This is a genomic window from Pseudobutyrivibrio xylanivorans, from assembly GCF_010906925.1.
Lineage (GTDB): Bacteria > Bacillota > Clostridia > Lachnospirales > Lachnospiraceae > Pseudobutyrivibrio.
The window spans coordinates 664,680-686,920 of sequence record NZ_VTVE01000001.1 but is presented as its reverse complement, the minus strand read 5'-3'; the positions used below and the strand labels follow the sequence as shown (position 1 = coordinate 686,920).

The 22,241-nt window shown below is 38.0% G+C and carries 21 protein-coding genes, 1 tRNA gene and 1 pseudogene; 2 read left to right on the top strand and 21 right to left on the bottom strand.

Annotated elements, in window-relative coordinates; genetic code table 11:
- Positions 1-44: 44 nt before the first annotated feature.
- From F0Q01_RS13770 to F0Q01_RS03125, 13 genes are all read right to left on the bottom strand, one after another.
- Positions 45-215, bottom strand: a complete 171-nt coding sequence (locus F0Q01_RS13770) for a hypothetical protein (RefSeq protein ID WP_176753657.1) — start codon at positions 213-215, stop codon at positions 45-47.
- 84 nt (positions 216-299) lie between these two features.
- On the bottom strand, positions 300-1,055 hold the full coding sequence (locus tag F0Q01_RS03180; RefSeq protein WP_090150430.1) for an exodeoxyribonuclease III: 756 nt from the start codon (positions 1,053-1,055) through the stop codon (positions 300-302).
- Between the two features lie 8 nt (positions 1,056-1,063).
- The gene (locus F0Q01_RS03175; protein ID WP_090150426.1) at positions 1,064-2,317 is read right to left on the bottom strand and encodes an ABC transporter permease; all 1,254 of its coding nucleotides are present in this window, start codon (positions 2,315-2,317) and stop codon (positions 1,064-1,066) included.
- A 10-nt stretch (positions 2,318-2,327) separates the two neighbouring features.
- Positions 2,328-3,860, bottom strand: a complete 1,533-nt coding sequence (locus F0Q01_RS03170; RefSeq protein ID WP_090486157.1) for an efflux RND transporter periplasmic adaptor subunit — start codon at positions 3,858-3,860, stop codon at positions 2,328-2,330.
- Positions 3,844-4,551, bottom strand: coding sequence for an ABC transporter ATP-binding protein (locus tag F0Q01_RS03165; protein ID WP_090486154.1), 708 nt, complete (start codon positions 4,549-4,551; stop codon positions 3,844-3,846). Before F0Q01_RS03165 ends, F0Q01_RS03170 begins: the two co-directional genes overlap by 17 nt.
- Positions 4,548-5,750: an efflux RND transporter periplasmic adaptor subunit gene (locus F0Q01_RS03160; RefSeq protein ID WP_090486149.1), complete on the bottom strand. Its 1,203-nt coding sequence runs from the start codon at positions 5,748-5,750 to the stop codon at positions 4,548-4,550. Before F0Q01_RS03160 ends, F0Q01_RS03165 begins: the two co-directional genes overlap by 4 nt.
- A 133-nt stretch (positions 5,751-5,883) precedes the next feature.
- A complete protein-coding gene (locus tag F0Q01_RS03155; RefSeq protein ID WP_090150413.1) occupies positions 5,884-6,342 on the bottom strand; it encodes an HD domain-containing protein in 459 nt (152 codons plus the stop codon).
- An 89-nt stretch (positions 6,343-6,431) separates the two neighbouring features.
- Entirely contained in the window at positions 6,432-7,373 is a 942-nt protein-coding gene (locus tag F0Q01_RS03150) for a hypothetical protein (protein WP_090486146.1), read from the bottom strand.
- Positions 7,373-8,047 (bottom strand): PilZ domain-containing protein, encoded by a 675-nt coding sequence (locus F0Q01_RS03145; RefSeq protein ID WP_090486144.1) that lies wholly within the window; start codon positions 8,045-8,047, stop codon positions 7,373-7,375. The genes F0Q01_RS03150 and F0Q01_RS03145 overlap by 1 nt, the downstream gene beginning before the upstream one ends.
- Before the next feature lie 77 nt (positions 8,048-8,124).
- Positions 8,125-8,973 carry a bifunctional 5,10-methylenetetrahydrofolate dehydrogenase/5,10-methenyltetrahydrofolate cyclohydrolase gene (locus F0Q01_RS03140; RefSeq protein ID WP_090486141.1) on the bottom strand — a complete coding sequence of 283 codons (849 nt, stop codon included), beginning with the start codon at positions 8,971-8,973 and terminating at the stop codon, positions 8,125-8,127.
- A gap of 15 nt (positions 8,974-8,988) precedes the next feature.
- On the bottom strand, positions 8,989-9,603 hold the full coding sequence (locus F0Q01_RS03135) for a cyclodeaminase/cyclohydrolase family protein (RefSeq protein WP_090486139.1): 615 nt from the start codon (positions 9,601-9,603) through the stop codon (positions 8,989-8,991).
- 63 nt (positions 9,604-9,666) lie between these two features.
- Positions 9,667-9,840, bottom strand: a complete 174-nt coding sequence (locus F0Q01_RS03130; protein WP_163927124.1) for a hypothetical protein — start codon at positions 9,838-9,840, stop codon at positions 9,667-9,669.
- 94 nt (positions 9,841-9,934) lie between these two features.
- Positions 9,935-10,858, bottom strand: a complete 924-nt coding sequence (locus tag F0Q01_RS03125) for a carbohydrate kinase family protein (protein ID WP_090150399.1) — start codon at positions 10,856-10,858, stop codon at positions 9,935-9,937.
- Between the two features lie 137 nt (positions 10,859-10,995).
- Between F0Q01_RS03125 and F0Q01_RS03120 the strand changes: the two genes are divergently transcribed.
- Positions 10,996-11,925 (top strand): GTP-binding protein, encoded by a 930-nt coding sequence (locus tag F0Q01_RS03120; protein ID WP_090486136.1) that lies wholly within the window; start codon positions 10,996-10,998, stop codon positions 11,923-11,925.
- 5 nt (positions 11,926-11,930) lie between these two features.
- Here F0Q01_RS03120 and F0Q01_RS03115 read toward each other — a convergent pair.
- From F0Q01_RS03115 to F0Q01_RS03090, 7 genes and pseudogenes are all read right to left on the bottom strand, one after another.
- Positions 11,931-12,003 (bottom strand) — tRNA-Pro (locus F0Q01_RS03115).
- A 42-nt stretch (positions 12,004-12,045) separates the two neighbouring features.
- Positions 12,046-14,394: an alpha-galactosidase gene (locus F0Q01_RS03110; protein ID WP_090486133.1), complete on the bottom strand. Its 2,349-nt coding sequence runs from the start codon at positions 14,392-14,394 to the stop codon at positions 12,046-12,048.
- A 27-nt stretch (positions 14,395-14,421) separates the two neighbouring features.
- A complete protein-coding gene (locus F0Q01_RS14005; protein ID WP_090487596.1) occupies positions 14,422-15,756 on the bottom strand; it encodes an MFS transporter in 1,335 nt (444 codons plus the stop codon).
- Positions 15,736-16,263 (bottom strand): annotated as a pseudogene (locus F0Q01_RS14000) (MFS transporter); the annotation flags it as partial. The pseudogene F0Q01_RS14000 and the gene F0Q01_RS14005, both read right to left, overlap by 21 nt.
- Before the next feature lie 14 nt (positions 16,264-16,277).
- Complete coding sequence (locus F0Q01_RS03100) at positions 16,278-17,738, bottom strand: DUF6937 domain-containing protein (RefSeq protein ID WP_090486130.1); 1,461 nt, start codon at positions 17,736-17,738, stop codon at positions 16,278-16,280.
- A gap of 20 nt (positions 17,739-17,758) precedes the next feature.
- The gene (locus F0Q01_RS03095) at positions 17,759-20,215 is read right to left on the bottom strand and encodes a glycoside hydrolase family 2 protein (protein WP_090486127.1); all 2,457 of its coding nucleotides are present in this window, start codon (positions 20,213-20,215) and stop codon (positions 17,759-17,761) included.
- Between the two features lie 11 nt (positions 20,216-20,226).
- On the bottom strand, positions 20,227-20,778 hold the full coding sequence (locus F0Q01_RS03090; RefSeq protein ID WP_090150384.1) for a TetR/AcrR family transcriptional regulator: 552 nt from the start codon (positions 20,776-20,778) through the stop codon (positions 20,227-20,229).
- A 195-nt stretch (positions 20,779-20,973) separates the two neighbouring features.
- Here F0Q01_RS03090 and F0Q01_RS13915 point away from each other — a divergent pair, with 195 nt between their 5' ends.
- Positions 20,974-21,099 (top strand): hypothetical protein, encoded by a 126-nt coding sequence (locus F0Q01_RS13915; RefSeq protein ID WP_278335185.1) that lies wholly within the window; start codon positions 20,974-20,976, stop codon positions 21,097-21,099.
- 412 nt (positions 21,100-21,511) lie between these two features.
- Here F0Q01_RS13915 and F0Q01_RS03085 read toward each other — a convergent pair whose 3' ends face one another.
- Positions 21,512-22,216: a hypothetical protein gene (locus F0Q01_RS03085; RefSeq protein WP_090486125.1), complete on the bottom strand. Its 705-nt coding sequence runs from the start codon at positions 22,214-22,216 to the stop codon at positions 21,512-21,514.
- Positions 22,217-22,241 lie beyond the last annotated feature (25 nt).

Here is a 22,241-nt window from a genome sequence, read left to right as displayed (position 1 = left end):
AAATAAAAAAGCTCTCCTCAAATGAGGAGAGCCCATATTGTTATTTATTTGTCCTCGCTATTAAGTGCTCCATCCATTATAGATACAAGCTCTATAGCGCTGCGGAAGTTAAGCTTTTCATCTCTGTCTGCCCATGTAACCTGTCCCTGCCAACTTCCATTTTCACATTTATTTACACGTACAACAAATGTTGCTTCTTTGCCATTATCTGCCATTTCTCCCACCTCCAACTATCTTTACTTTTTAAATAATAACATACATCTAGAAAAATATCATATTTTTCGGGCAAATAATAATTATTATTCAAAATCTAACTCAATTGGACAATGATCTGAGCCAAATACATCAGTGTGAATCTTGGCATCCTTCATTCTATCTTTAAGGTCTTCTGATACTATGAAATAATCAATACGCCATCCAGCATTTTTCTCTCTGGCCTTAAAGCGATATGACCACCAAGAATAGATATCTGCCTGATCTGGATAGAAATATCTAAAGCTATCTATGAATCCCTCTGACAAAAGCTGAGTCATCTTCTGGCGCTCTTCATCAGTAAAGCCTGCATTTCTACGATTAGTCTTAGGATTTTTAATATCAATTTCTTCGTGGGCAACATTTAAATCGCCACATAAAATAACACCTTTTTTCTCGTTAAGCTTCTTAAGATATGCTCTGAAATCATCCTCCCAAGTCATGCGATAATCAAGACGCTTTAGCTCATTTTGAGAGTTTGGAGTGTAGCAAGTAATAAAGTAGAAATCCTCAAATTCAAGGGTAATTACTCTTCCCTCATGGTCATGTTCTTCTATTCCAATACCGTAACTTACTGATATTGGCTCCTTTTTTGTAAATATTGCAGTGCCGGAATATCCTTTCTTCTCAGCATAATTCCAGTAGACATGATAGCCTTCTCTTGTCTCATCAAACTGTCCCTCTGACAGTTTAATCTCCTGCAGACCAATAATATCTGCATCTATGCTATCAAAGAAATCCCAAAAACCCTTTCCAACAACAGCTCTAAGTCCATTCACATTCCATGAAACGAATTTGCTCATATAGCCTCCTAGTTAGTCCTCAAGGCATCAATAGGATTAAGATTAGCCGCCTGATGACTTGGTAATATACCAAATACTATACCAATAACCATGGAAAAAGCAACTGCTATAAAGGCTGCAGGCCAAGAGATTGCTACTGGAGTTCCACTCATCATTGATATAATCTGGGCAAGTCCAATACCTGAAGCTACGCCTAGCACACCGCCCATAGATGTAAGCACTGCTGCCTCAGTTAAAAACTGTGCCATAATCTTGCCTTTTCTGGCACCGATAGCTTTCTTAAGACCTATTTCTGCAGTACGCTCTGTAACTGAAACAAGCATAATATTCATAACGCCAATACCACCTACTAACAGTGATATTGCAGCAATCCAAATAAGCATTGAATTGGTAGATGATGCCAGCTGCTGAAGCTGCTGAGCCTGCTCTAATAAATCCTTTGACTGATACTTAATAGCATCACTGTCTGGATGAATATTACCATTTAGAATATCTGCAGTCTTCTTTCCTGCTGCTGTCATATCATCAGTGGATTTAGCTCTAACCAAAACATTTTCTGGCTCATCATATTTGTAACTGATTGGCCAGTCAGTAATTGGAATGTAAACTGTTCCCGATTCGTCCTGAGCGTATGTCTGATAATCAGTAATCGAATTGATTACTGGCTCAAATGTAGAACGAGATGCCACAACTCCCACAATTACATAAGAGTCGCCGCCAATTTCCAAAATCTTTCCAATAGGGTCCTCATTTTGAAGAACACCTGAAATAATTCCATCATCAACAATGCAGACCTTTTTATAGTCTTTTACCTCTGCATCTGTAAACAATCTTCCTGATTTAACGGTCATATTTGCAGTCTCAAAATAGTCAGTCTCGACACCCTTTACATAACCGCCACTCATGGAATTATTAAGATAGTAAACACCATCATATATCTGTCTGCTAGTATATTTACTTGCAGATTTCACTTCATCAAGATCCTTAATCTCCTTTAGAATCTCATCTGAAATCTGTGGAACACCGAAAGGTGCCTCACTATAGCTTAAATCAATTGGCCAATCATTCTCATACAGTTGAATATCTACTGTATTAGAGCCTGAGCCAATAAGATTCTGCTTGATTTGCTGATTAGTACCCTCGATAGTAGATACAATAGCGATAATAGCAGCAATACCAATAATAATACCTAGCATTGTAAGGAATGATCTAAGCTTGTGAGTCCAGATTCCTCGGAATGCTAATCTTAAATTCTCAAACATAGGTCCTCCCTTAATAATCAAGCGATTCAACTTTCTTGCATTTGATTCCCTCTATTGCACCATTGCCATAAGGAAATGCAAGACAATCATCCATTGTAATTCCAGACTTTACTTCAAGCATCTCGCCCCAAAGTGACTTGCCAATTCTTACATATACCTTTTCAAGTCTGTTTTTTTCATTCATTCTCATAACATAATTTCCACCGGAATCTTTTCTAATAAAGAAATTTGGTATATACATACCGCCGGCTTCCACATTATCTGGTGAAATTGTAATATCTACGGCTGCGCCAATTTCAATACCACTACTTCTATCAAAGCTGGCTTTAAATACGTAGTTGCTCACATTAGTATTGCCGCCACCCATGTAGTAGTTGTTCTCTTCTGATGTGTCAGGACTGTCACTGATATCTGTAATCACTGCATCAGCTGTCATTCCATTATCCCAAGACATTACAGATACCTTATCACCTACATGGACGTTGCCAAGATAGAACTCGCCAATAGTTCCAGAGATAAAATACTCATCTGTTGCAGATACAATCATAAATGGCTGGGTGCTATTATAGTTGTCAGCACTCTGTACCTTAGAAACTGTTCCAGATACCTTGGCAATCATCTCGCCATTTTCATTGGTATTTTTCATCTCCTCAAGCTGATTAGCCTTGATTCTAAGATCAAGCTCAGCTCTGGCTAAGTCCTTTTTAGTCTGCTCAATTGCCTCTTCCAGCTGAGTTGGTGTATAGCCCTTTGGTTCAATGTACTCTTCGCGAATCTCACCATGAGGTCCTATACCCTCGTGACCGATAATATTGCCGTTTGATGTATCGTAATACCAGTTACCTACAGTTATCTCCTCTGTAACCTCGTATTCTTTTACTTCAAATACTGCTTCCAAATCTTCTATTTCATCCAATGCAGATTTTATAGATTCTATAACCTCTGCATCATCATCTTCGTTCAAAGGATGCTTTTGATCTTCATGAGAATAATAAGATCTATATACTTCCTCGCCATTATACATATATGAACATTCAAAAACTATGTCACCAGAAGAATAGCCATTCCAATCACTCTTTGCATAATATGTTTTTTCCATTACATAAGTTACATCTCTAGTATCTGCCTGAGATGCAATATGCTCAGGAATAGGCGTTGTATTCTCAAGTCTTTCCAATCTAGTGGTATTTGCATTGTAAATCTGCTGAGCTTTTTCAACCTCAAGCTCCTTACCTCTGATATTCTGAGATTCCTTCTTTACTGTAAGGAGAACATCTCCCGCCTCAACATGGTCTCCCTCAGCGAAATTAACACTGAGGACCTCTGTACCAGATGCTAAATATGTAGTCTGTGATTTCTCAGCAGTGACAGTTCCATAGCTTTCAATGGAATCACCCCAATAGCCATCCATTCCATAGGTGGTAAGGGAAACAACCTGTGCTATTTTCTTACCTCGATTATATCTAAAGTAGCCATATAAACCGCCAACCACAAGACCAGCAATGACAACTATAACAATCAGTGGCTTAATTATCTTTTTCATCATCCACCTCCTGTTCTAGTCCATCATAAAGTCGACCATCTACTATTCTATATGTCTTTTTAGCGTGGCTAGCTATATTTGCATCATGAGTAATCATGATAATTGTAGTACCCTCGTCATTTAGCTTCTGAAAAAGGTCCATAATAGCTGCACCGCTCTTTTGATCCAGGGCACCTGTTGGCTCATCCGCAAGCAGTACCTTAGGATTATTTACAATGGCTCTTGCTATGGCAACACGCTGTTTTTGTCCACCAGAGAGCTGATCCGGTCTAAATTTCACTCTATCAGCAAGCCCAACTCTTGTCAGGGCATCTATAGCTCTTTTTTCTCTTTCCTTTTTAGGAACTCCAGCATAGCTAAGGGGAAGTGCCACATTCTCAATAGCGTTTTCCTCATTCATAAGATAAAAACTTTGGAAAACAAATCCGATAGAATTAAGTCTAAGGTCAGACATCTGTCTATCCTTAAGCTTCAGCACATCCTTATCCTCAAATATATATTTTCCAGATGTAGGCTTGTCCAAACATCCGATAACGTTCATAAGTGTACTCTTGCCTGATCCAGAGGGTCCCATAATTGCAACGTATTCTCCCTTATCAACAGTGAGACTTACGTCATTTAAAGCTGGCACCGATGTCTCTGTTCCAGATTCACCATACACCTTAAAAATATTCTCCAACTTTACTATCATGGCTGCACCTCTTGTCCACTGACGGTTTTCATTCCTTCTTTGTAATCATCCATTGGATATGCAATTTTAGTATCTTTATCAATACCACTTACTGCATATACCATCTGCTCCTCATAGTAATCGCCAAGCTCTATAGTCTGTTTTGCAAGTCTATTGCCATCTTCTACCCAAAGGAAAGGTGTACCATCTTCTTCATAGGAAATGTAATAATCATAGATGTATGTTCCATCAGAGAAATCCATTTCAGGTGCATCAGTCTTTCCTAATTCGATGTAAACATGCTGTCCCATCATCAATCCTTCTGAATCATCAAGAGTGACATAGAATGGATATTTTGTAGATGAATTCTCGCTACTTCCACCGTATGAATACATTGAATCAGTATTTTCCTGCTTTGACTCTGTATCTATCTTGGTAATAGTACCAGTCCATGTCTGGGATGCATCTACACGAGATCTAAGTGTAACAGGCTCATCCACATTAATAGCCCACACATTCTGCTCATTAATCTGGCCCTTTATGCGCATCTCACTAGCACCAAGGATAGTTATAAAGGAACCATCTGTGGTGTATGGATTAGTGTCATCTGCAATTTTGGTAACTACTCCAGAAACGGAAGATTTGACAACAGAATTGTTGATTTTTCTATTATTCTCCTCAATTTTGGCATTAGTCTGATCTATACTGTTCTGGGCAATTTTGATATCCGTATTAAGGCCTGCAATCTCGTTGGCAAGGGCCTCTTTTTTGTCCTTATCCTCGTCTGTATCCCCTGTTATCTTATCAAGCTCTTTTTGCTTTTTAGCAATATCATCATTGCACTCTTGGATTGAAAGATTATAGCCTTCAATATCAAATCCGTACTGTACATTTTCTGCCTCTAGATTATCTATCTTATATGAGAATAGAGGTGTACCTTTTTCAACTGTATCTCCCTCTGATACAAAGATAGTATCCAATTCTCTTTCTGTACTCTTAGTTACACTGCTAGTCTCCTGGCCCTCTACAACGCCCATGAAAACATCTGATGAATAGCTACTGTTAGCCCCCATTATTTCATCAAGTGTCATAACATAGACCTCTGCAGAATTGTCTACAGACTTTGAACCGCCCCTAAACAGTCCTTTTTTGTACGCTACGAAACAGCCTCCACCAACTAATAGTGCTGCCACAATAAGCACAATTATTTTTTTCTTCATAACATTCTTCCTTTCTATTTTAAAATCGCATCCGCAACTGTTCTATCTCTACTAATACAGTTATAACATTAATAAAGGGGTAATGCAACACAAACATTACCCCTGTTTTAAAATATTAAATCCAATATAAATCTTATCTACAAAGCAAAGTCTCTCTAGTGGAAACCCATTTATCAGCAAGACATACTATCCAGGCCTCACGGCTCCTTGGCACCTTAGTAAAGGTAAGTGGCCACATATGCGTCTCTATTACAGACTGGGTTCTTTTGCAGATTCCAAAATGAGCAACTGCATTTCTTCTTGCTGTGCGAGAATGAGAAAAACCATGAAGGCCATTGCCCTCATCTGTCTCATGCCAATCATATAGATAATAATCATGCAGGAATGCACCAACTGTAAGAACATGCTCATCGGCATTAAGGTGCAATCTCTTATTAATCCAATATGAAAGCTTTGTTACACTCTCAGCATGCTCGTATGTAGTAATCTTACCATGCTGAATAAACTGTTTCATTTTCTGAGTCCTCTCGTCATTTCTGAAAGGCTCTAAGATTGTTTCCAATCGCTTAATTTCTTCTGGCTTTAGCTTCATAAATACCTCTTATAACACATCATTTCCCTTGAAGCTAGGCCAAATAGTATCAAAGAATTATGACTATGTTGTGAATCAATGGTTAAAAATTATCTAAATCTATAAAGGCAGTCAGTCTTTCTTCCATCGTTGAAAGAACCGGTAAGAATAATTGACCCATTTGCATTAACCTCAGCCTTGCCAATAACTGCTGAGTAATCGGAAATATTTGTTATATAGAATACATATACATCCTCTTGGAAAAAATATTCATATCTCTCTTCTGGAGAAAGCTCCTCTTCTACTTCCTCACAGCAATCTCCTATGTCTATAAGGAATCTTCCAACATATTCTCTATCCTGTCTACTGTAGGTTATGGTATATCCAGATTCCTCGGGGAATTCTTTTTGAAGCTCATTAAGAGCTTGATTTTCATCAGCTACGGCAGTGGCCTCATACTGGCTTTTTCTAACTGGCTCTTTTTTATTGTAAGTTGGTAGACTAAGCCATACACCCAAAACATATATTTGAATAAATAAAATCAGGGTTAAACAAACTATACAGCTGTATTGAAATACATGCTTTGCCCTAATACTTTTATACCAATTTGTTGTCTCTGATGATTCTACAGCATCCACCTTTTCTGGAATCTCATCAGCCTTTTTTGACTTAGATGTCATAGAGCCAGCAAAGCTTTTTACTCTACGGAATAATTTATTATCAAAAAGCTTTTTTAAATTAAATCGTCCAGTTTGTTCAATCTCGTTTTTATTTTTAGCATATTTGCTTTCTAATATAGATTTTAGGCAGGCAGCGCAAGCCACTCCATTCTCAGCCGGCTTACCGCATATAACACAAGTATCCTCATGCTTAACATCGGAAGCTATATCAAATATCCTAGTCTTGAATCTGGTGCCAAAGACAGAAGTTAGAAGCTTTCTCTCATTTTCCTGGCGGAGAATCTCCTCCACCACAGACATATCCTTAAAGTCATATTTAGTTGTAAGCTTTGCTATGTAATAAAGCTCCTGCCTTAACTTATCATCTGCCATCAGTTTTCCTCGTTATTCAAAAAATTATTTGTGCGCTCATCTATTCCTTTAAAGCACAAATAAGCAAGTAGTTTGTTATCCTTATCCTGAATCATACCAGCAAAGAAAATGCCTTCCTTTATAACCTCTGCCCTGTTAATCTTCGTAGTAACCCTAAGGCTAAAGTCAGAATCATTTGCTGTATCAGCAAAGTTTACCTCTACCAAATCTCCGATTGTAAATAAATTTTGATTGCCTATAAATGAGATGCCTGCATCACTAATATCAATAACTGAAACCGACATACGCTTCAAATCATCTTTAGTGGCAGAGCCCGGTCTATGAACATTTACCCTCTCATCTACTCTTCGCTCGCTAGAGGCTGCAATAGTACCAAAATTTTTAGAATCCACAACGTAATAATCAACATCTCTGTAATTTACAAGCTTTACCAAAACATTTTTCCATACAACCCTTCCACCGGATAATGGATCAATGCAATGTAAATTAAAACGCATACTCTTAGGCGAACCAGCAGTAAAATCAACTACCATGCCATTATATACGTACGGTTTTAACAAAACTCCTGTATTATCGTTGGTACCAACAACTTCTGTTTTAATCTCAAAAGAAGATCCACCGATTAGTACTTCAAGAGTAACCTCTTGGTCCGCAGTCAACTGATCGATTGTCATATTTCATAACCCCTTTTATTATCTATGCTCTAATTATACTTAAAAGCCCACTGCTTTCATTTATTTTCGGTTATTTTTTATAATTTTTTAGCAGCTTCAACCACATGCTTCACCAAAATACTAGTGGTGACTCCACCTACTCCGCCTGGTACTGGTGTAATAGCATCAACAATAGGCTCCGCCTCGTCAAATTTTACATCTCCACAGAGCTTGCCTTTTTTGTCATTCCAACCAATTCCTACATCAATAACCACCTGTCCTGGTCTTAAGTATTCTGCGCCTACGCTCTCCATCTGACCAGATGCAACCACTAGAATATCCGCATCTTTAGCCTCAACTGGCACATCTACTGTTCTAGTATGACATATAGTAACAGTAGCATTCTCATGCATAAGCATCATAGCTACAGGACGACCGATTACAAGGGAACGACCGATAACAGTAATCTTCTTTCCAGAAAGTGGAATATTGTAATACTTTAATATTTCAACTGCTGCCTCTGCTGTACATGGGGCAAATCCTTCGTTATTTCCAGTGAAAACACCTGCAAGAGAAATATCAGTACATCCATCTATGTCCTTACCAGGAGAAAGTAGCTTTCTAGCCTTCTCCTCATTAATATGCTTAGGAAGTGGTCTAAACATGAGAATTCCATGTATAGTTATATCTTCATTTAATTCTTGTAGCTTTGCAAAGAAGTCCTCTTCAGATACATCTGCAGGCAGTGCAAACACTCTAGCTTCCACGCCAACAAGCTCACATCTTTTAATTGCGCCCTTCTCATAAGATATATCATCTGCTCTCTCGCCCACTCTTAAAATAGCCAGTGTTGGGGTAACGCCCTTTTCTTTAAGAGCAGTTACGTCTTCAATCATTTTCTCGTTAAGAGCTTCAACAACTTCTTTTCCCTTTAGTAATGTAGCCATAAAACCTCCAGTAAACTATAGTCTATTAAATACATCAGAATAAATGTCAGCAGCCTTTTTAGTGTACTCAGCCACAAGGGAATCTACCTTTTGATTTAAATCCTCTGCATATTCCCTATCCTTCATGGATTTGGTGTTAATTCTTACATTGATAGCCGCTCCCTTAATAGCACCTTCAAGCATAGCAACTCCCGTAGCAGCATCACTAATCATAATCACTGAACCCTTGTCAGCGAATTCTCTCTGTAAGTCAACCGCCTGACATGAAAGCTCAAGGATCTTAAATGGAACTGCCGCTGCGTCCTTAAGACATTTTTCCATTATCTCATTCCTTGATGGGTCATCAGCTGGAATAGAGTAAGCCTTTGACAGTGGTTCAAATGCGATAGCATCATCCTCAATACACTTAAGAAGCTCCACTCTAAGGTCCTGTGCCTGTGCCATCAGTCCCTTGATTTCATCTTCAACATCAGCATACTTTTTCTTGCCTACAGTAAACTCTCCAACCATATCCCCAAGGGCTATAGCAACAGCCCCTACAAGAGCCGATGCCCCACCGCCTCCAGGCACGGAAGTCTTTGATGCCAGTGCTTCTGTAAACTCAGTACATGTCATTTTCTTAAAATCCATAATTATTCTCCTATAAATAAAACAAGACTCCAGAGCATTGAATAATCAATGCCGTGGAGTCACTCATTCCTTAATATAATCAAATATAGTCATCTGATTGGCATCAGCCACCAAGTTATTGTACTGTTCTTTCTCCTCTTCAGTGAGTTCCCTGTGAAAAACATAGGTCTCTTGGTGAATCGAACCATCCATATCAAAAAACAATTGTCTATATGAAATGTTTTTGTCCTCAAACATTGTCCATTGCCCAATCTATATAGTAGTAGGCCAAAAACTCAGCCAAGAACAATTTTATCATAATAGAAGAAATTTTCAATGTAGATATTAATATCTAAGGAAGTTCTATGCCAAATTCACTAGGTAAAAATCTAGGGCATACATTGTCAGATGTAACAATAACTGATGCAGCAAGTGTAGAGCCGATTTCACAAGCCTCTTCCAATGTCTTTCCATAAGTAAGACCAATTGTAACACCTGCAAAGAAGGAATCACCTGCGCCTGTTGTATCCTTTACATCTACCTTTCTAGCTGGAACAAATCCTGTCTTGCCATTGATATCCGCATATACGGCACCCTTACCGCCGAGAGTTACTATCATCTTTTGAATCTGAGCGCCCTGAATTTTCTTAGCTAAAATCTCCTGCATCTCCTCAGGTGTCTTCTGTGAATAATCATCCATGAAAAGAATGCCAGCCTCCTGCTGATTGCATACAAAACACTCAACATTCTTAAGAAAATCTCTACGCTCTACTGCAATACTCATATTAGAAACTGCAGCATAAACCTTGAGATTGTATTTTTCAGCGTATTTAAATACACGCTTGATAGTGTCCTTTTCCATATCTATCTCAAGAGCAATACTATCAGCATCACCAAAAATCTCATCACCCTGCTCATCAAGGATATCATTGATAGCAGAAAGGTCTGGTCTCTTGGAAATAGATGCAACCACATCACCATGGTTATCAAAAACAGCGAGCCACTTGCCCATGCCATCAGGAGTTCTACGAACAAATCGAGTATCTACCTTGTGATTGTTAAGCTTTTCAAGGACACCTGTGCCTATTCCACTTTCGTCAACAAGACTAACAAACTTTGGGCGAAGCTCTACATTGGCAATATCCTCAACTACATTTCTACTAACACCACCATGAACCTCTTCTACTGTACCAACATTTCTACCAGCAGGTATATAGCTAGAAGTAGAATGGCCCTTTATATCTATAAATACCGCACCTAAAACTACGATTCCCATAAATTATAAATACTCCTTTAATGAAAATTTTTCGCTAATATCATAGCATTAAAAAAGATTTATGAATAGCATAATAGCAAATATTTGTGTACAATTATTGATACTTAAGGTTAATAAACTAAGGTAAGGATTAAAAAATGATTAAAGTTGATTTGATAACAGGTTTCTTAGGAAGTGGCAAAACTACTTTCTTAAAAAAATACGCTAGACACTTTATGGATAAGGGACAAAAGGTAGGCATACTTGAAAATGACTATGGTGCTGTAAACGTAGATATGCTCCTACTCAACGAATTGAGAGGCGACAACTGCGAGCTAGAAATGGTTGCTGGTGGATGTGATGCAGATTGCCACAGACGCAGATTTAAAACAAAGCTCATATCCATGGGAATGAGCGGCTACAACCGAGTTATAATTGAGCCATCTGGTATATTTGATGTAGATGAATTTTTCGATGCTTTAAGAGAAGATCCTCTTGATAGATGGTATGAAATTGGCAACGTAATCACTATCGTAGATGGTAATCTAGATGACAATTTATCTGATGATTCCGATTTCTTTTTGGCATCCCAGATTGCCAATGCAGGAATCATTGTCCTCAGCAAGACTCAGCTTGCTACACCAGAAACAATCAGTGGTACTATCTCCCATCTAAAAGCGGCTGCCGAAAAAGCAAAGCTTTCTAAGGACATAGATGGCATTATATTTGATAAAAACTGGGATGAGCTTACAGACTCTGACTTTCAAATGATTTCTAATTGTGGGTACTCCACCCATTCATACATTAAAAAGCTAGGCACTGATGACAGCGGCTATAAAACCGTCTACTTCCTAGAACTCAAAATGAATAGGGAAACAATAAAAGACAAAATAACCACTCTAATGAGTGATGATTCCTTTGGAAAAATACTTCGCGCCAAGGGATTCTTTAAGGAAAATGAAACATGGTACCAATTTAACGCTACCAAATCTCAATTTGAGCTGACTACCATGCCTGTAGGCCAGGAAGTCTTTATAGTAATCGGCGAAGACTTAGATTCTGCTAAAATAAAAGAATTTATGGAATAAATAAATCGGAGTGACGCGATTCGAACGCGCGGCCTCTACATCCCGAATGTAGCGCTCTACCATCTGAGCCACACCCCGATATGCTGCAGGAAGCCCTGCAGCTTTTTATTTAATGGAAAATTACTCTGTAATATCTATTTTCTCAGTGAAATACAGTCTGGCACCAAAATCTGGAAAATATCTCACCCTATCGTCATAGCCTGTGCCAATAAAGCTCTGTGCCAGCTTAACTCCTGCATTATTAAGCATAGTGCCGCTAGCCTTAACATCCTCTGTTTCTCCTGGCATCTTTACAAATTTCGCTACCACATTGTGGAGAATACCATCCTGCTTGATATGGATAGGGGCCACTGTATTTACCAAATCTCCAAATCCCTTTAGATTGTATTCAAGCTTGCGACCATAAAAATGATACTTTGCATTCTCATCAAGGCCTGCCTGCTCAATTCGTAAATACGGATTGTTAGGCTGGACCTCTCTTTGCATCACCATAGTAACAGCCTGTGATTTATCCCTAGAGACAATGCTCCACTCACAAATATTACCACTTTTAAGCCTATAGAAATCACCAAATTGGAGAGTTTTTCTATATTGTTTGTAAAGCTCTATCTGCGCCTCAACAGAAGTTATATCTTCGGATTTTGCATCATTTAAATTAAGCTCATATCCTAGCACTCCAAAACTTGCAACTGCAAATCTTGATTCCATCGGTGTGATTCTAAGAGTCTGATGATTAGGACATGATGAAACATGAGCTGTATATGTGCTCTGTGGATATCCATAGGAATAACCATTTTGAATATCAAGTCTACTAACTGCATCGGTATTATCGCTGGCCCAGATCTGAGGGTAATAGCAAAGGACTCCTAAATCAAATCTATTTCCACCAGAGGCACAGCCTTCTATCAATAGCTCTGGAAAACGCTCTGTTAATGTTTTTAACAGTCTATATAGTCCCAGAACATATCTGTGAGAAACCTCTTGCTGCTTTTCTGCAGGCAAATATTTTGAATAGTAATCAGAGAAATTTCTATTCATATCCCACTTAACATAGGAAAGACCTGGTGTAGAAAAAACGCTACTCATAACATCAATGAGATAATCCACAACTTCAGGATTACATAAGTCCAAAATCCTCTGATTTCGACCTTCAGAGTGATTTTTCCCTGGTATATCTATTGCCCACTTCGGATGTTTCTTGTAAAGCTCAGAATCCACATTTATCATCTCAGGCTCAACCCAAAGACCAAACATAAGCCCTAGGTCATTAATCTTTTTAGCCATTCCTTCTAGGCCACTTGGAAGCTTCTTTTTATTTACAATATCCCAGTCTCCAAGCCCTCTTTTATCATCATTCCTCTCACCAAACCAGCCGTCGTCCATTACAAATAATTCAATACCGACTTTTTTAGCAGCCTTGGCAAGTTTTACCAATGATGACTCTGTAAAATCAAAGTATGCAGCCTCCCAACTATTAATAAGAATAGGGCGCTCCTTCTTTTTCCAATTTCCTCTTGTAATATGCTCTCGAACAAATTCATGCATATTCAGGCTCATCTGCCTGTAACCAGCTGCTGAATAAGTCATCACAGCTTCAGGTGCCTCAAATTCCTCCGAAGGTTCTAATGTCCACGAAAAGTTCATAGGATTAATTCCATAAGCAACTCTAGTTTTCTCCCAGGGAGATACCTCTACCGCCCCATAATGGTTGCCTGAATAAATCAAATTGTACCCATATACACTACCAGATGTTTCTGTAGCATCTGAATCTGATACCATAAAAAATGGATTGCTTCTGTTAGAGCTAGTACCTGTAAATGAAGAATTGACAAACTTGCCAGCCGAAAGAATAGTATCTGATTTATTCATCTCACTTGTCCATTTGCCATGGAAGGATGTAATCTTCATTCCTGCATGATCAAAATCCATAAGCATGGATAGCATACGAGTCATCTTAACTTTTTCAGAAGATGTATTAATAAATTTTGCAGAGCGGCTAATCACATCGCAATCCGCATATACGTAGTATGAAAGAATCAGAGTAAATCCATTATTGGCATCTACCATTTTTACATTAAGAGTCTCTACGTCTCCTTCCACGCCATACGAACCAGGAATAGTATTAAACTCTTTCTTTCCAGAAAATGTCTCATAACTATCATATATAAAATCAAGAGATGTGCTTCCATCAGCGCAAATCACCTCTATCATAGGCTCTCTGAAATCGCCCTTACCTACAGCTGATGTCTCAAGCCTCACATCCTCAAGAGTCATTTCTGGGTGAGCATTATCATATAAAACAGTATTTCCTGGAGCAAAGGCACGCTTTTCTGATAAATTTTCTCCATCCTCAGCATCAATGAGGCTGCCATAATATAAATGCTCCAGCTGTCCCGTCTCCATCACCTTAAAAGCATAAGTGGTATTTTTAGTATTTAAGAAAAAGTTTTTTCCATCAGCCTTTATCATTTTTCTTCTCCTATAAGATAAAGATTTCTAACGTGATTTAAGCTCTTCTCCAATCTCCTGAAGCTTTTCATCAGTCAGTATATATTTTTTGCTAAATATAAAATATGCAATCACAAGTACAGCAATAGGTCCCACCGTCATAACCGCTCTAAGCCCCATTACAGAACTGTTATCAATCACCTGAGTCTCCCCTAAGGTATACATCTTCTGCACTAGTCCCTGAGAATCAAGAGCCGATGCGCTATCTGCCTGAATATTAAATACTGCAAGGCAAATTGATGCTACAAGTGCAGCTATTCCTGATGCCAACTTAACTACAAATGTCTGCATGGAGAATATTACTGACTCATCTCTTCGATTGTTTTTAAGCTCACCATAATCAACAGTATTTGCAAGGAAAACAGTGACTACAACATTTAACAATCCAAATCCCGACATAATAAAGAATCCCGGAACAAAGAATGCAAATACATTTGTCACTCCTGATAAGACCATCACTAAAAGCACAATATATCCTATAATCTCCGCAAATACACAAATATAAAATATCTTCAGAGTTGTAAATGCCTTGCGCAAAAGAGGAAACAAAATCATCATAGCCAAAATCTGCATGCCTCCTGCGAAGGTGTTGAATAAGGTGTAGTTGCCCCTCCAGTTGCTACCTGCCAAATCATATTTAAAGAAATAAATCAAAAGATTTGATGTGATAAAAAGAGCTGTATTAACAAGAACAATTGTGGCAACTATTGTCATTGCCTGGTCATTTTGAATCAATGCCCTAAACATCTCACCTATTGATGCTGTCTGCATATCAACAGTTGATTTTTCCTTGATGCAGACACATGTTATTGTGATAAATAAAATAAATAGAACTCCAATTATAATAGTGAAATATTTAAAGCCAAGACGCTCTACTTCCATGTTGGATTTAACATCTATAACTACTTCACTATCTGCATTTTCTGTCATAGTCCAGTACTCTTCAACTGGCACATAAAGAACTACAGTCACATAATTAGAGTCAGCTGAATCTATTGCCACTTCAATAGCTGAATCTCCATCTGATTTTTCAAATGTTACATCATCTGTTTTAAATGAATAATCTGAATTATCATTTTTTAAATAAATAGCACCATCAAGTCCTGTTTCCGGCTCATCCACACCTTCAAAGAAACGCTTGCTTCCTGTAACATTTAAAGTAACCTTGCTTCCATCCATTTGCATGTAGTTGTCTGTAGGATTACCATCCTCATCCCTGCAAGCAACATAATAGTTAAGGGAATGGGTTTTACCTGAATATACTTTTACTATATTGTCATCACTTTTAGATGCTGCCAGTGTACCAAGAGCCGCCACCGCCATAACTGTCACTATTGTGATAATAGCAGAGCCAACACCTGCACAAGAACGAGCAAGAGCAGAAAGTCCCTCACGCTCCTTGCCACTTTCTGTAAATGCAGGAACCATAGACCAATATGGAATATCCATCATTGTGTAGGTCACGCCCCACATAATATATGTTACAGCTGCATAGGCAATCATACCGCCAGGTGTAGCTGAAGGTGGTGCTGCAAACATCATTATCAAAAGCACCGCATTAGTTATTGTTCCAATCATAAGCCATGGTCGAAACTTTCCCCATCTTGTTTTTGTCTTTGCAACAATAACACCCATAATAGGATCATTAAACGCATCAAACACTCTCGCCACGAGAAGTATAATACCCATTGCGATAGCGCTGACTCCCATAATATCCTGAAAATAATAAAGCACATATGATGCAGAAAGCATATATACCATATCCTTGCCAACTGCACCTATTCCATAAGCAAATTTTTCTTTACCTGATAAATTTCTTCTCTCTCCCATTTCTAACCATCCCCTTATTTATTTTTCATCTCCATAGCCAATTCAATGACCTTATATGCTCCATCGTAGAGTCCAATGGATTTATTTACTTTTATGCTTTCACACATATCATTTAAAAGCTTGCCATCCTGCATAAACAAATCTATCATCTGCAATGTATGTGGTATGTCTCTACATTCAAGTGTTCCATCTCCCATTTCTGCAGAATGGATTGCTCCCCACATCTCATGCTTTCCAACACGCTTAATAAATAGTTTTGGAACAGGATAAAATGCAAGCTCTGAAGGCTTAGTTACAAGCACATCTGCACTCCTCATTAAAAGATTAGTGCAATATACAGCCTCAAATATATTTTCATGATAAAATCCATGAATTCCAGTAACTTCCCCATCAATGGCATTCATTGCAAATTCTGATGTTTTATCAAACTCATTAAAATGTTCTGTAGAAATCTGTGCCATAGATGGAATCTCTTGAATCAGCTCATCCCACACATTTTTGTAATCGCCAACATTTACATATAAAGCTGCTCTATTCTCACTTATTGCCGGAAGCAAATAATTGATAATCGCTGCAAAAATTTCTTTTTGTGCTCCAGCACCACCTATGGTCAGAAGAAATCTCATAGGCTTGCCATTTTCCTTACGAGCCATTCTTGCCGCACAATCTGCCTCAATATTACTAACCAATTCATGGTCAATATAATGGCCAACATATGCCAAATCCTCATTTGGCATAGGATTACATACCTTTTTTCCATTCATTCCATTTAAAATCCTATATCCCATATAGGCGTTTTTGCACTGAATGGTATGTAGGGCACCTTCTGCAAAATGAAGGGCCATTGGCCAATTATCAGGAATAGCATTTACAACGTATTTCATTCCTGCATGAACAGCAGCCTGGGCCGGCCACACGTGTGTGCCAACCACCGGAATATCCTTTGGCACATTCTTATAAACATTTGCCATCAACTCAGCATTTTTCTGATCCGAAGCATTATAACTTAGCTTTCTAAACCCCTCGTAATTAAGAGGTTCCCAAACAAGTTTGTTAAATAGCTTGTTTTTTGAAAGTCGTGAGCCAAGGGAATAAAGCTGGTTTTGCTGGCTAATTACCTTTGTGCATGTAGTCTGTGGATATCCGTTTAGATCCATCCAATAGGGAATGTATCCCATAGATTTAGCAGCAGAAGCCATGGCCATGGAAATTCTATAATGACCGAATCCCATACGAATATTTCCCACGATGATGCCTTTTTCCCGGTCAAACTGCTCCAAGGATTTTCCATCCTTCAAAAGTACATCATAGACACCCAGAGAATCTCCAATTCTATCATTCTTTTCGATTACTATGTTGTAATCTTCATCAGAATCGTCTCCGAATTTCTTGATACTCTTCTCTTTTGTTTTGCATGCTTTCCTATAATCCTTGGCAGAGATTTCGTTGCCAAAAATCACCTTACTCTTATCCATATTTATACTCCTTAATATCTTTAATTAAGACATTCCACCGACATGCTAATCTTAACTGGCTCAAGTCCCTCAGAAGAAATAATTAACTGCCCATCGCCATCCTTACCTTTTGACTTGATATATACTCCAGTACAACCGCCGGCTGCAGAAACCACCTTAGGTCCAATTATCTCAAGAGGCCCCTCAACCTCAAAGCTAATTGGTTGATTAAAGTAATAGAGCTGATTATCATTCTGATCTACTAACTTTATTCTCACATGTGATACATCATAGGTGTGAAGCTCTGTCAAAAGTGTGTGACTGGCCTTAGCTTCAATCCTTGGAGATGTAACAGCTTCCTTTGTAATGGTCTTTACTACCTGATCATTTTTAATTGCTTCAAAACGATATTCTCTAGATTCTCCACCCCAATCGCCAATGAATTTGTTATAAATTGGAACCGCCTTAGAAGGGCTAATCCTATGAATGACCACGAGCCTAAATGCTAACCATGCAAGTGAAGGTGTTATCTTATACCCCTTTACAGCCACCTCATTAAGGGCTTTTTTAATAAGCTTAGCCTGCCTTTTGGTAAAGCTTCCATCATTTTCTACCGCATCTCCAACATAGTCATTAATCAAAATTGGACCATGCTTCAAATTCTTGTATTCACTGTCCTCTGGAAAATATTCCTTAATCAGCTGGTCGTTCTTGTACATCTTCACAGAATCAGCATTTGTAATAATGTATGAACGCCCTCTATTACAAGCCGGATGCTCGCCTATATCAAAGCTACTTGTAACCTCCAGTACATTTTCAGTCTCAGAAAAGGCTGAGTAAACAGCGGATGCCAGCTTTGGATTTCTAAACATATCCATGACACCGTGATAGCAAATCCTGTCACCTGCCCCAAAATCCTTGTGGGTATTGTAGTCAAACATACACCAGCCAAATGAACCAGCAATATCTATCTCACCTGCTATGGCATCTAAAACATTGGCATGTCTAATTGCGTGTTCTTGCCTATGTTCCTCATCGTCAAATGATTTCGTAGGATACATGTGACCATTGTACTCACTCACTAGATATGGCTTATCTTCATCAGAAGTTATATCTGCCTTTTTAGAGCATCCCTTATTATCTCCTGAATGAACAAAATCATTGTAGGTATATACATCTTCTAATAGAGAACTCTTAGCATGGGCTCTAACCCCTCCTGTCGGTCTTGTTGGGTCACAAATATGCGCCATCTCGTTAGTTCTCTTATAAAAATCATCATCGTCAATCGATTCGTTTATACGGACTCCCCACAAAATAATGGATGGATGATTTCTATATTGAAGAATCATTTCCTTTACAGTATCTACTGCTATGTCCTTCCATTTATCTCCACCAATATGCTGCCATCCAGGTATCTCGGTAAAAACTAAAATACCAAGCCTGTCACATTCATCGATGAAATACTGAGACTGTGGATAATGAGAAGTGCGTACCGCATTTACAGCAAGCTCTTCCTTTAAAATCCTAGCATCAAGACGCTGCATTGATTCCGGCATGGCATAGCCAACATATGGAAATGACTGATGCCTATTCAAGCCCCTTAGCTTTACCCTTCGACCATTCAAAAAGTACCCAGTCTTTTTAAACTCTGAATTTCTAAAGCCAACTGTTCCCACATGTTCATCAAGCACCCTATCCTCATATACAATCTGAGTCTTCACCTGATATAAATGAGGGCTTTCAATGTCCCACAATTTAACAGTCGTAGGCGCCGAAGTAATATTTATTAAATAGCCTTCCTCTACCTCTTCGATATTTCCAATAGGCTGAGAAAGCAAAAGTGTATCGTCCAAATACTGCCTTACAAATATCTGCTCTTTTTCTGAAAGCTTAAAAATATTCTTTGTTAAAAGACATTCTGATTTAAGAATCCCCTGCACTTTCATCATTTTAATCTGCTTAGGAGAACGTTTATTGGTTGATATTCTTTCAAGAAGAGCCGGTTGTAGAAATACGTCTTTGAAATGAACCTTCTCCATTACCTCAAAATAAACGTCGCGATAGATTCCCCCGTAGGTCATATAGTCAATCACATATCCAAAAGGTGGTTGATCAAGAGTCTCATTAGAATCCACCTTTACAGTGATAAGATTTTCATCCCCATATTTAAGAACTTTAGAAACATCACAAGAAAATGCTGTGTAGCCACACTCATGATGGCAAACATGCTGACCATTAATATATACATCAGCCAGATGTCCCACTCCTTCAAAAGTAAGTTTAATCGCCTGCTTTTCCCACTGAGGAGGAGCCACAATAATCTTCTGATAGCAAGACACCATCTGGTATGTAGACTCATCAAAATATGAAAGTGGTGTCTCCTTTACCGTATGAGGAAGGCTAACAGTCTGGCTATCCTTCATAGGCATTCTTATCATGTCTTCTGTAAAAACCTCATTGAATTTCCATTTTCGGTCTAAGTATATTCTCTGTCCCATTATTCGTCCCTTTATTTTGCAATACCATCTACCATAACATCTACAACTTCGGCTAAAGCCTGCGGATATCCCTTACCATTCTCCTGAAGAAAATCTCCCATCAAAAGCTTATCGATGCAAGCTTCATACATGAGCTTTATGATATTCTCATCAATTTGACGAATCTCGCCATTATCCATGCCTTTTTTAATTAACTCAAAAGTCTTATCCCAGCCGCTGTCCAATCTATAATTAAGCTTCTCATAAGCCATAGGATACTTTTCAGCCAATTGATGCATAGCAGTATAATCAAAACCATAGTGAGACTCTGGAAGAACCGCCAGTATCCCTCTGATTTTTTCTATAGTAGAAAGACTATCATCATAATATATTTTATCCTCTGCTTCTTTGATAAGATCAAATGCATAATCAAGCATCTCACACATCAACTCGTTCTTATCTCTAAAAACAGTATAGATAGTCTTCTTGCTCATCTTCATTTCTGTTGCCAAGTCATCCATTGTAAACTTTGGCCCTTTTGCCTTAAATACATTAAGAGCGCCTTCTAAAATTCTCTCGTTCATCTCTCTTTCTCCCAAAACTAGTTTAGCGGAATTCAGTTTCCATACTTAAATTTTAACAAATTAGGGAAACTAACTCAACGCAAATACGTTTATACATTTTTCACAATTTCTTCGCAATATTTTTGTTGACAAATCACAGTTTAGGCTTTATCATATCCTTCGGTAAAAAGAAAAGAGATTAAGGAGGAAATAAGAATGTTCGAAGAAGTATCATTCCAGATGTACACAATTTATTCAGATTATGAGAAGTATTGCCACAAGCAGAAAAAGGAAGGCAAGGAGCCAGTATCATTTTTCAAGTACGCTTTTGGACAGTACTAAAATTTATTAGATTACTATGAAATTTATAAGACCGCAGGACAACCTGCGGTCTTTTCTTTTACATTTACAGTTATCTAGCCTATCTGCCCATCCTATCTAGATAGTATTTCTTAAATATTTAGCTTGATTATCTTGGCTATTGGGGCCTTGCATAGCTATTGTGGTCTGGCCGGCTTAGCTTTTTACCCTGGCTATCGTAAAATAATCTCATATATACCACTATGGTCTCTTTTATGATAAACTCCATAGGATTTAATTATGAAATTATCACTAAAAGTCTAGCGAATACATGTAGTATGACTTTTTGCGATAAAATCATTAATTTAGATTTCATTTTTATCACAAAAGTTGATCTAAACGGTAAATGTAATTTTGCGTGCGATAACAGCTTGAAAATAATAGTTTTATATATTTATAGCCCCATCATTTTAAGCGCAGTTACAGCATCTTCATATGAAAAAGGTCTATCTTTAGTTTCAAATGTGATATATAAATTTTTTCCAGGAATCAATCCATTTTTATAGTATATACGAATCTTTTCAAGTGCAGCCCTAGCATAAACCGGATCATCCATCCTACCCAAATGTTCCCAGTATATAATTTCATTTGTATTTGGATTTAGAATCGTAAAATCAGGATAAAACTTAATATTTCCCAGCTCTAATTCACCTTCATATCTGTATGGCAAGCCCCTCTCTGATAGTACAATATCAATAAACACTTCTGACTTCGATCTAACAGTATTTCCTGATGGACATTTAAATACTAATTGCTCAGGATATTTAGGATTTCTATTGTATTTCTGCACTTTCCAAGTCTGAATTATTTCATTCTCATCATAATTATTTTCTGATGGATAAAATAATTTTCTATATCTGACATCCTCCAAGAATTCTTGTAGTTTAGTTGCCTCTATATAGTATTCTCCCTCGCGATTCTTTAGATTCTCTTTCTGCTCAAGTAATGCATTTCTCCTTAAGCAAAGAAATTTCTTTTCTACAAGCTTCTTTGCAAATATAATATCCTTCTTAGATAAGTATACTCTCTTTGAACCATTGAAATAATACCATCGATAAGAACCATTATTAGGATATACTTTAATATCCCCTGCAGGCAAAGAAGACAACTTCTCTTCAATTTTA

What these genes read in the sequence shown, in the direction of transcription:
- F0Q01_RS03150 (WP_090486146.1), bottom strand. Translation starts at nt 7,373, where the DNA reads ATGGCAGATGATAAGTTAAGGCAGGAGCTTTATTACATAGCAAAGCTT.
- F0Q01_RS13915 (WP_278335185.1), top strand. Translation starts at nt 20,974, where the DNA reads ATGTTCGAAGAAGTATCATTCCAGATGTACACAATTTATTCAGATTAT.
- F0Q01_RS03110 (WP_090486133.1), bottom strand. Translation starts at nt 14,394, where the DNA reads ATGATAAAGGCTGATGGAAAAAACTTTTTCTTAAATACTAAAAATACC.
- F0Q01_RS03130 (WP_163927124.1), bottom strand. Translation starts at nt 9,840, where the DNA reads ATGTTTGAGGACAAAAACATTTCATATAGACAATTGTTTTTTGATATG.
- F0Q01_RS03145 (WP_090486144.1), bottom strand. Translation starts at nt 8,047, where the DNA reads ATGACAATCGATCAGTTGACTGCGGACCAAGAGGTTACTCTTGAAGTA.
- F0Q01_RS14005 (WP_090487596.1), bottom strand. Translation starts at nt 15,756, where the DNA reads ATGGCGGTGGCGGCTCTTGGTACACTGGCAGCATCTAAAAGTGATGAC.
- F0Q01_RS03135 (WP_090486139.1), bottom strand. Translation starts at nt 9,603, where the DNA reads ATGGATTTTAAGAAAATGACATGTACTGAGTTTACAGAAGCACTGGCA.
- F0Q01_RS03100 (WP_090486130.1), bottom strand. Translation starts at nt 17,738, where the DNA reads ATGGATAAGAGTAAGGTGATTTTTGGCAACGAAATCTCTGCCAAGGAT.
- F0Q01_RS03160 (WP_090486149.1), bottom strand. Translation starts at nt 5,750, where the DNA reads ATGAAGAAAAAAATAATTGTGCTTATTGTGGCAGCACTATTAGTTGGT.
- F0Q01_RS03175 (WP_090150426.1), bottom strand. Translation starts at nt 2,317, where the DNA reads ATGTTTGAGAATTTAAGATTAGCATTCCGAGGAATCTGGACTCACAAG.
- F0Q01_RS03170 (WP_090486157.1), bottom strand. Translation starts at nt 3,860, where the DNA reads ATGAAAAAGATAATTAAGCCACTGATTGTTATAGTTGTCATTGCTGGT.
- F0Q01_RS03165 (WP_090486154.1), bottom strand. Translation starts at nt 4,551, where the DNA reads ATGATAGTAAAGTTGGAGAATATTTTTAAGGTGTATGGTGAATCTGGA.
- F0Q01_RS03090 (WP_090150384.1), bottom strand. Translation starts at nt 20,778, where the DNA reads ATGAACGAGAGAATTTTAGAAGGCGCTCTTAATGTATTTAAGGCAAAA.
- F0Q01_RS03095 (WP_090486127.1), bottom strand. Translation starts at nt 20,215, where the DNA reads ATGGGACAGAGAATATACTTAGACCGAAAATGGAAATTCAATGAGGTT.
- F0Q01_RS13770 (WP_176753657.1), bottom strand. Translation starts at nt 215, where the DNA reads ATGGCAGATAATGGCAAAGAAGCAACATTTGTTGTACGTGTAAATAAA.
- F0Q01_RS03125 (WP_090150399.1), bottom strand. Translation starts at nt 10,858, where the DNA reads ATGGGAATCGTAGTTTTAGGTGCGGTATTTATAGATATAAAGGGCCAT.
- F0Q01_RS03155 (WP_090150413.1), bottom strand. Translation starts at nt 6,342, where the DNA reads ATGAAGCTAAAGCCAGAAGAAATTAAGCGATTGGAAACAATCTTAGAG.
- F0Q01_RS03140 (WP_090486141.1), bottom strand. Translation starts at nt 8,973, where the DNA reads ATGGCTACATTACTAAAGGGAAAAGAAGTTGTTGAAGCTCTTAACGAG.
- F0Q01_RS03180 (WP_090150430.1), bottom strand. Translation starts at nt 1,055, where the DNA reads ATGAGCAAATTCGTTTCATGGAATGTGAATGGACTTAGAGCTGTTGTT.
- F0Q01_RS03120 (WP_090486136.1), top strand. Translation starts at nt 10,996, where the DNA reads ATGATTAAAGTTGATTTGATAACAGGTTTCTTAGGAAGTGGCAAAACT.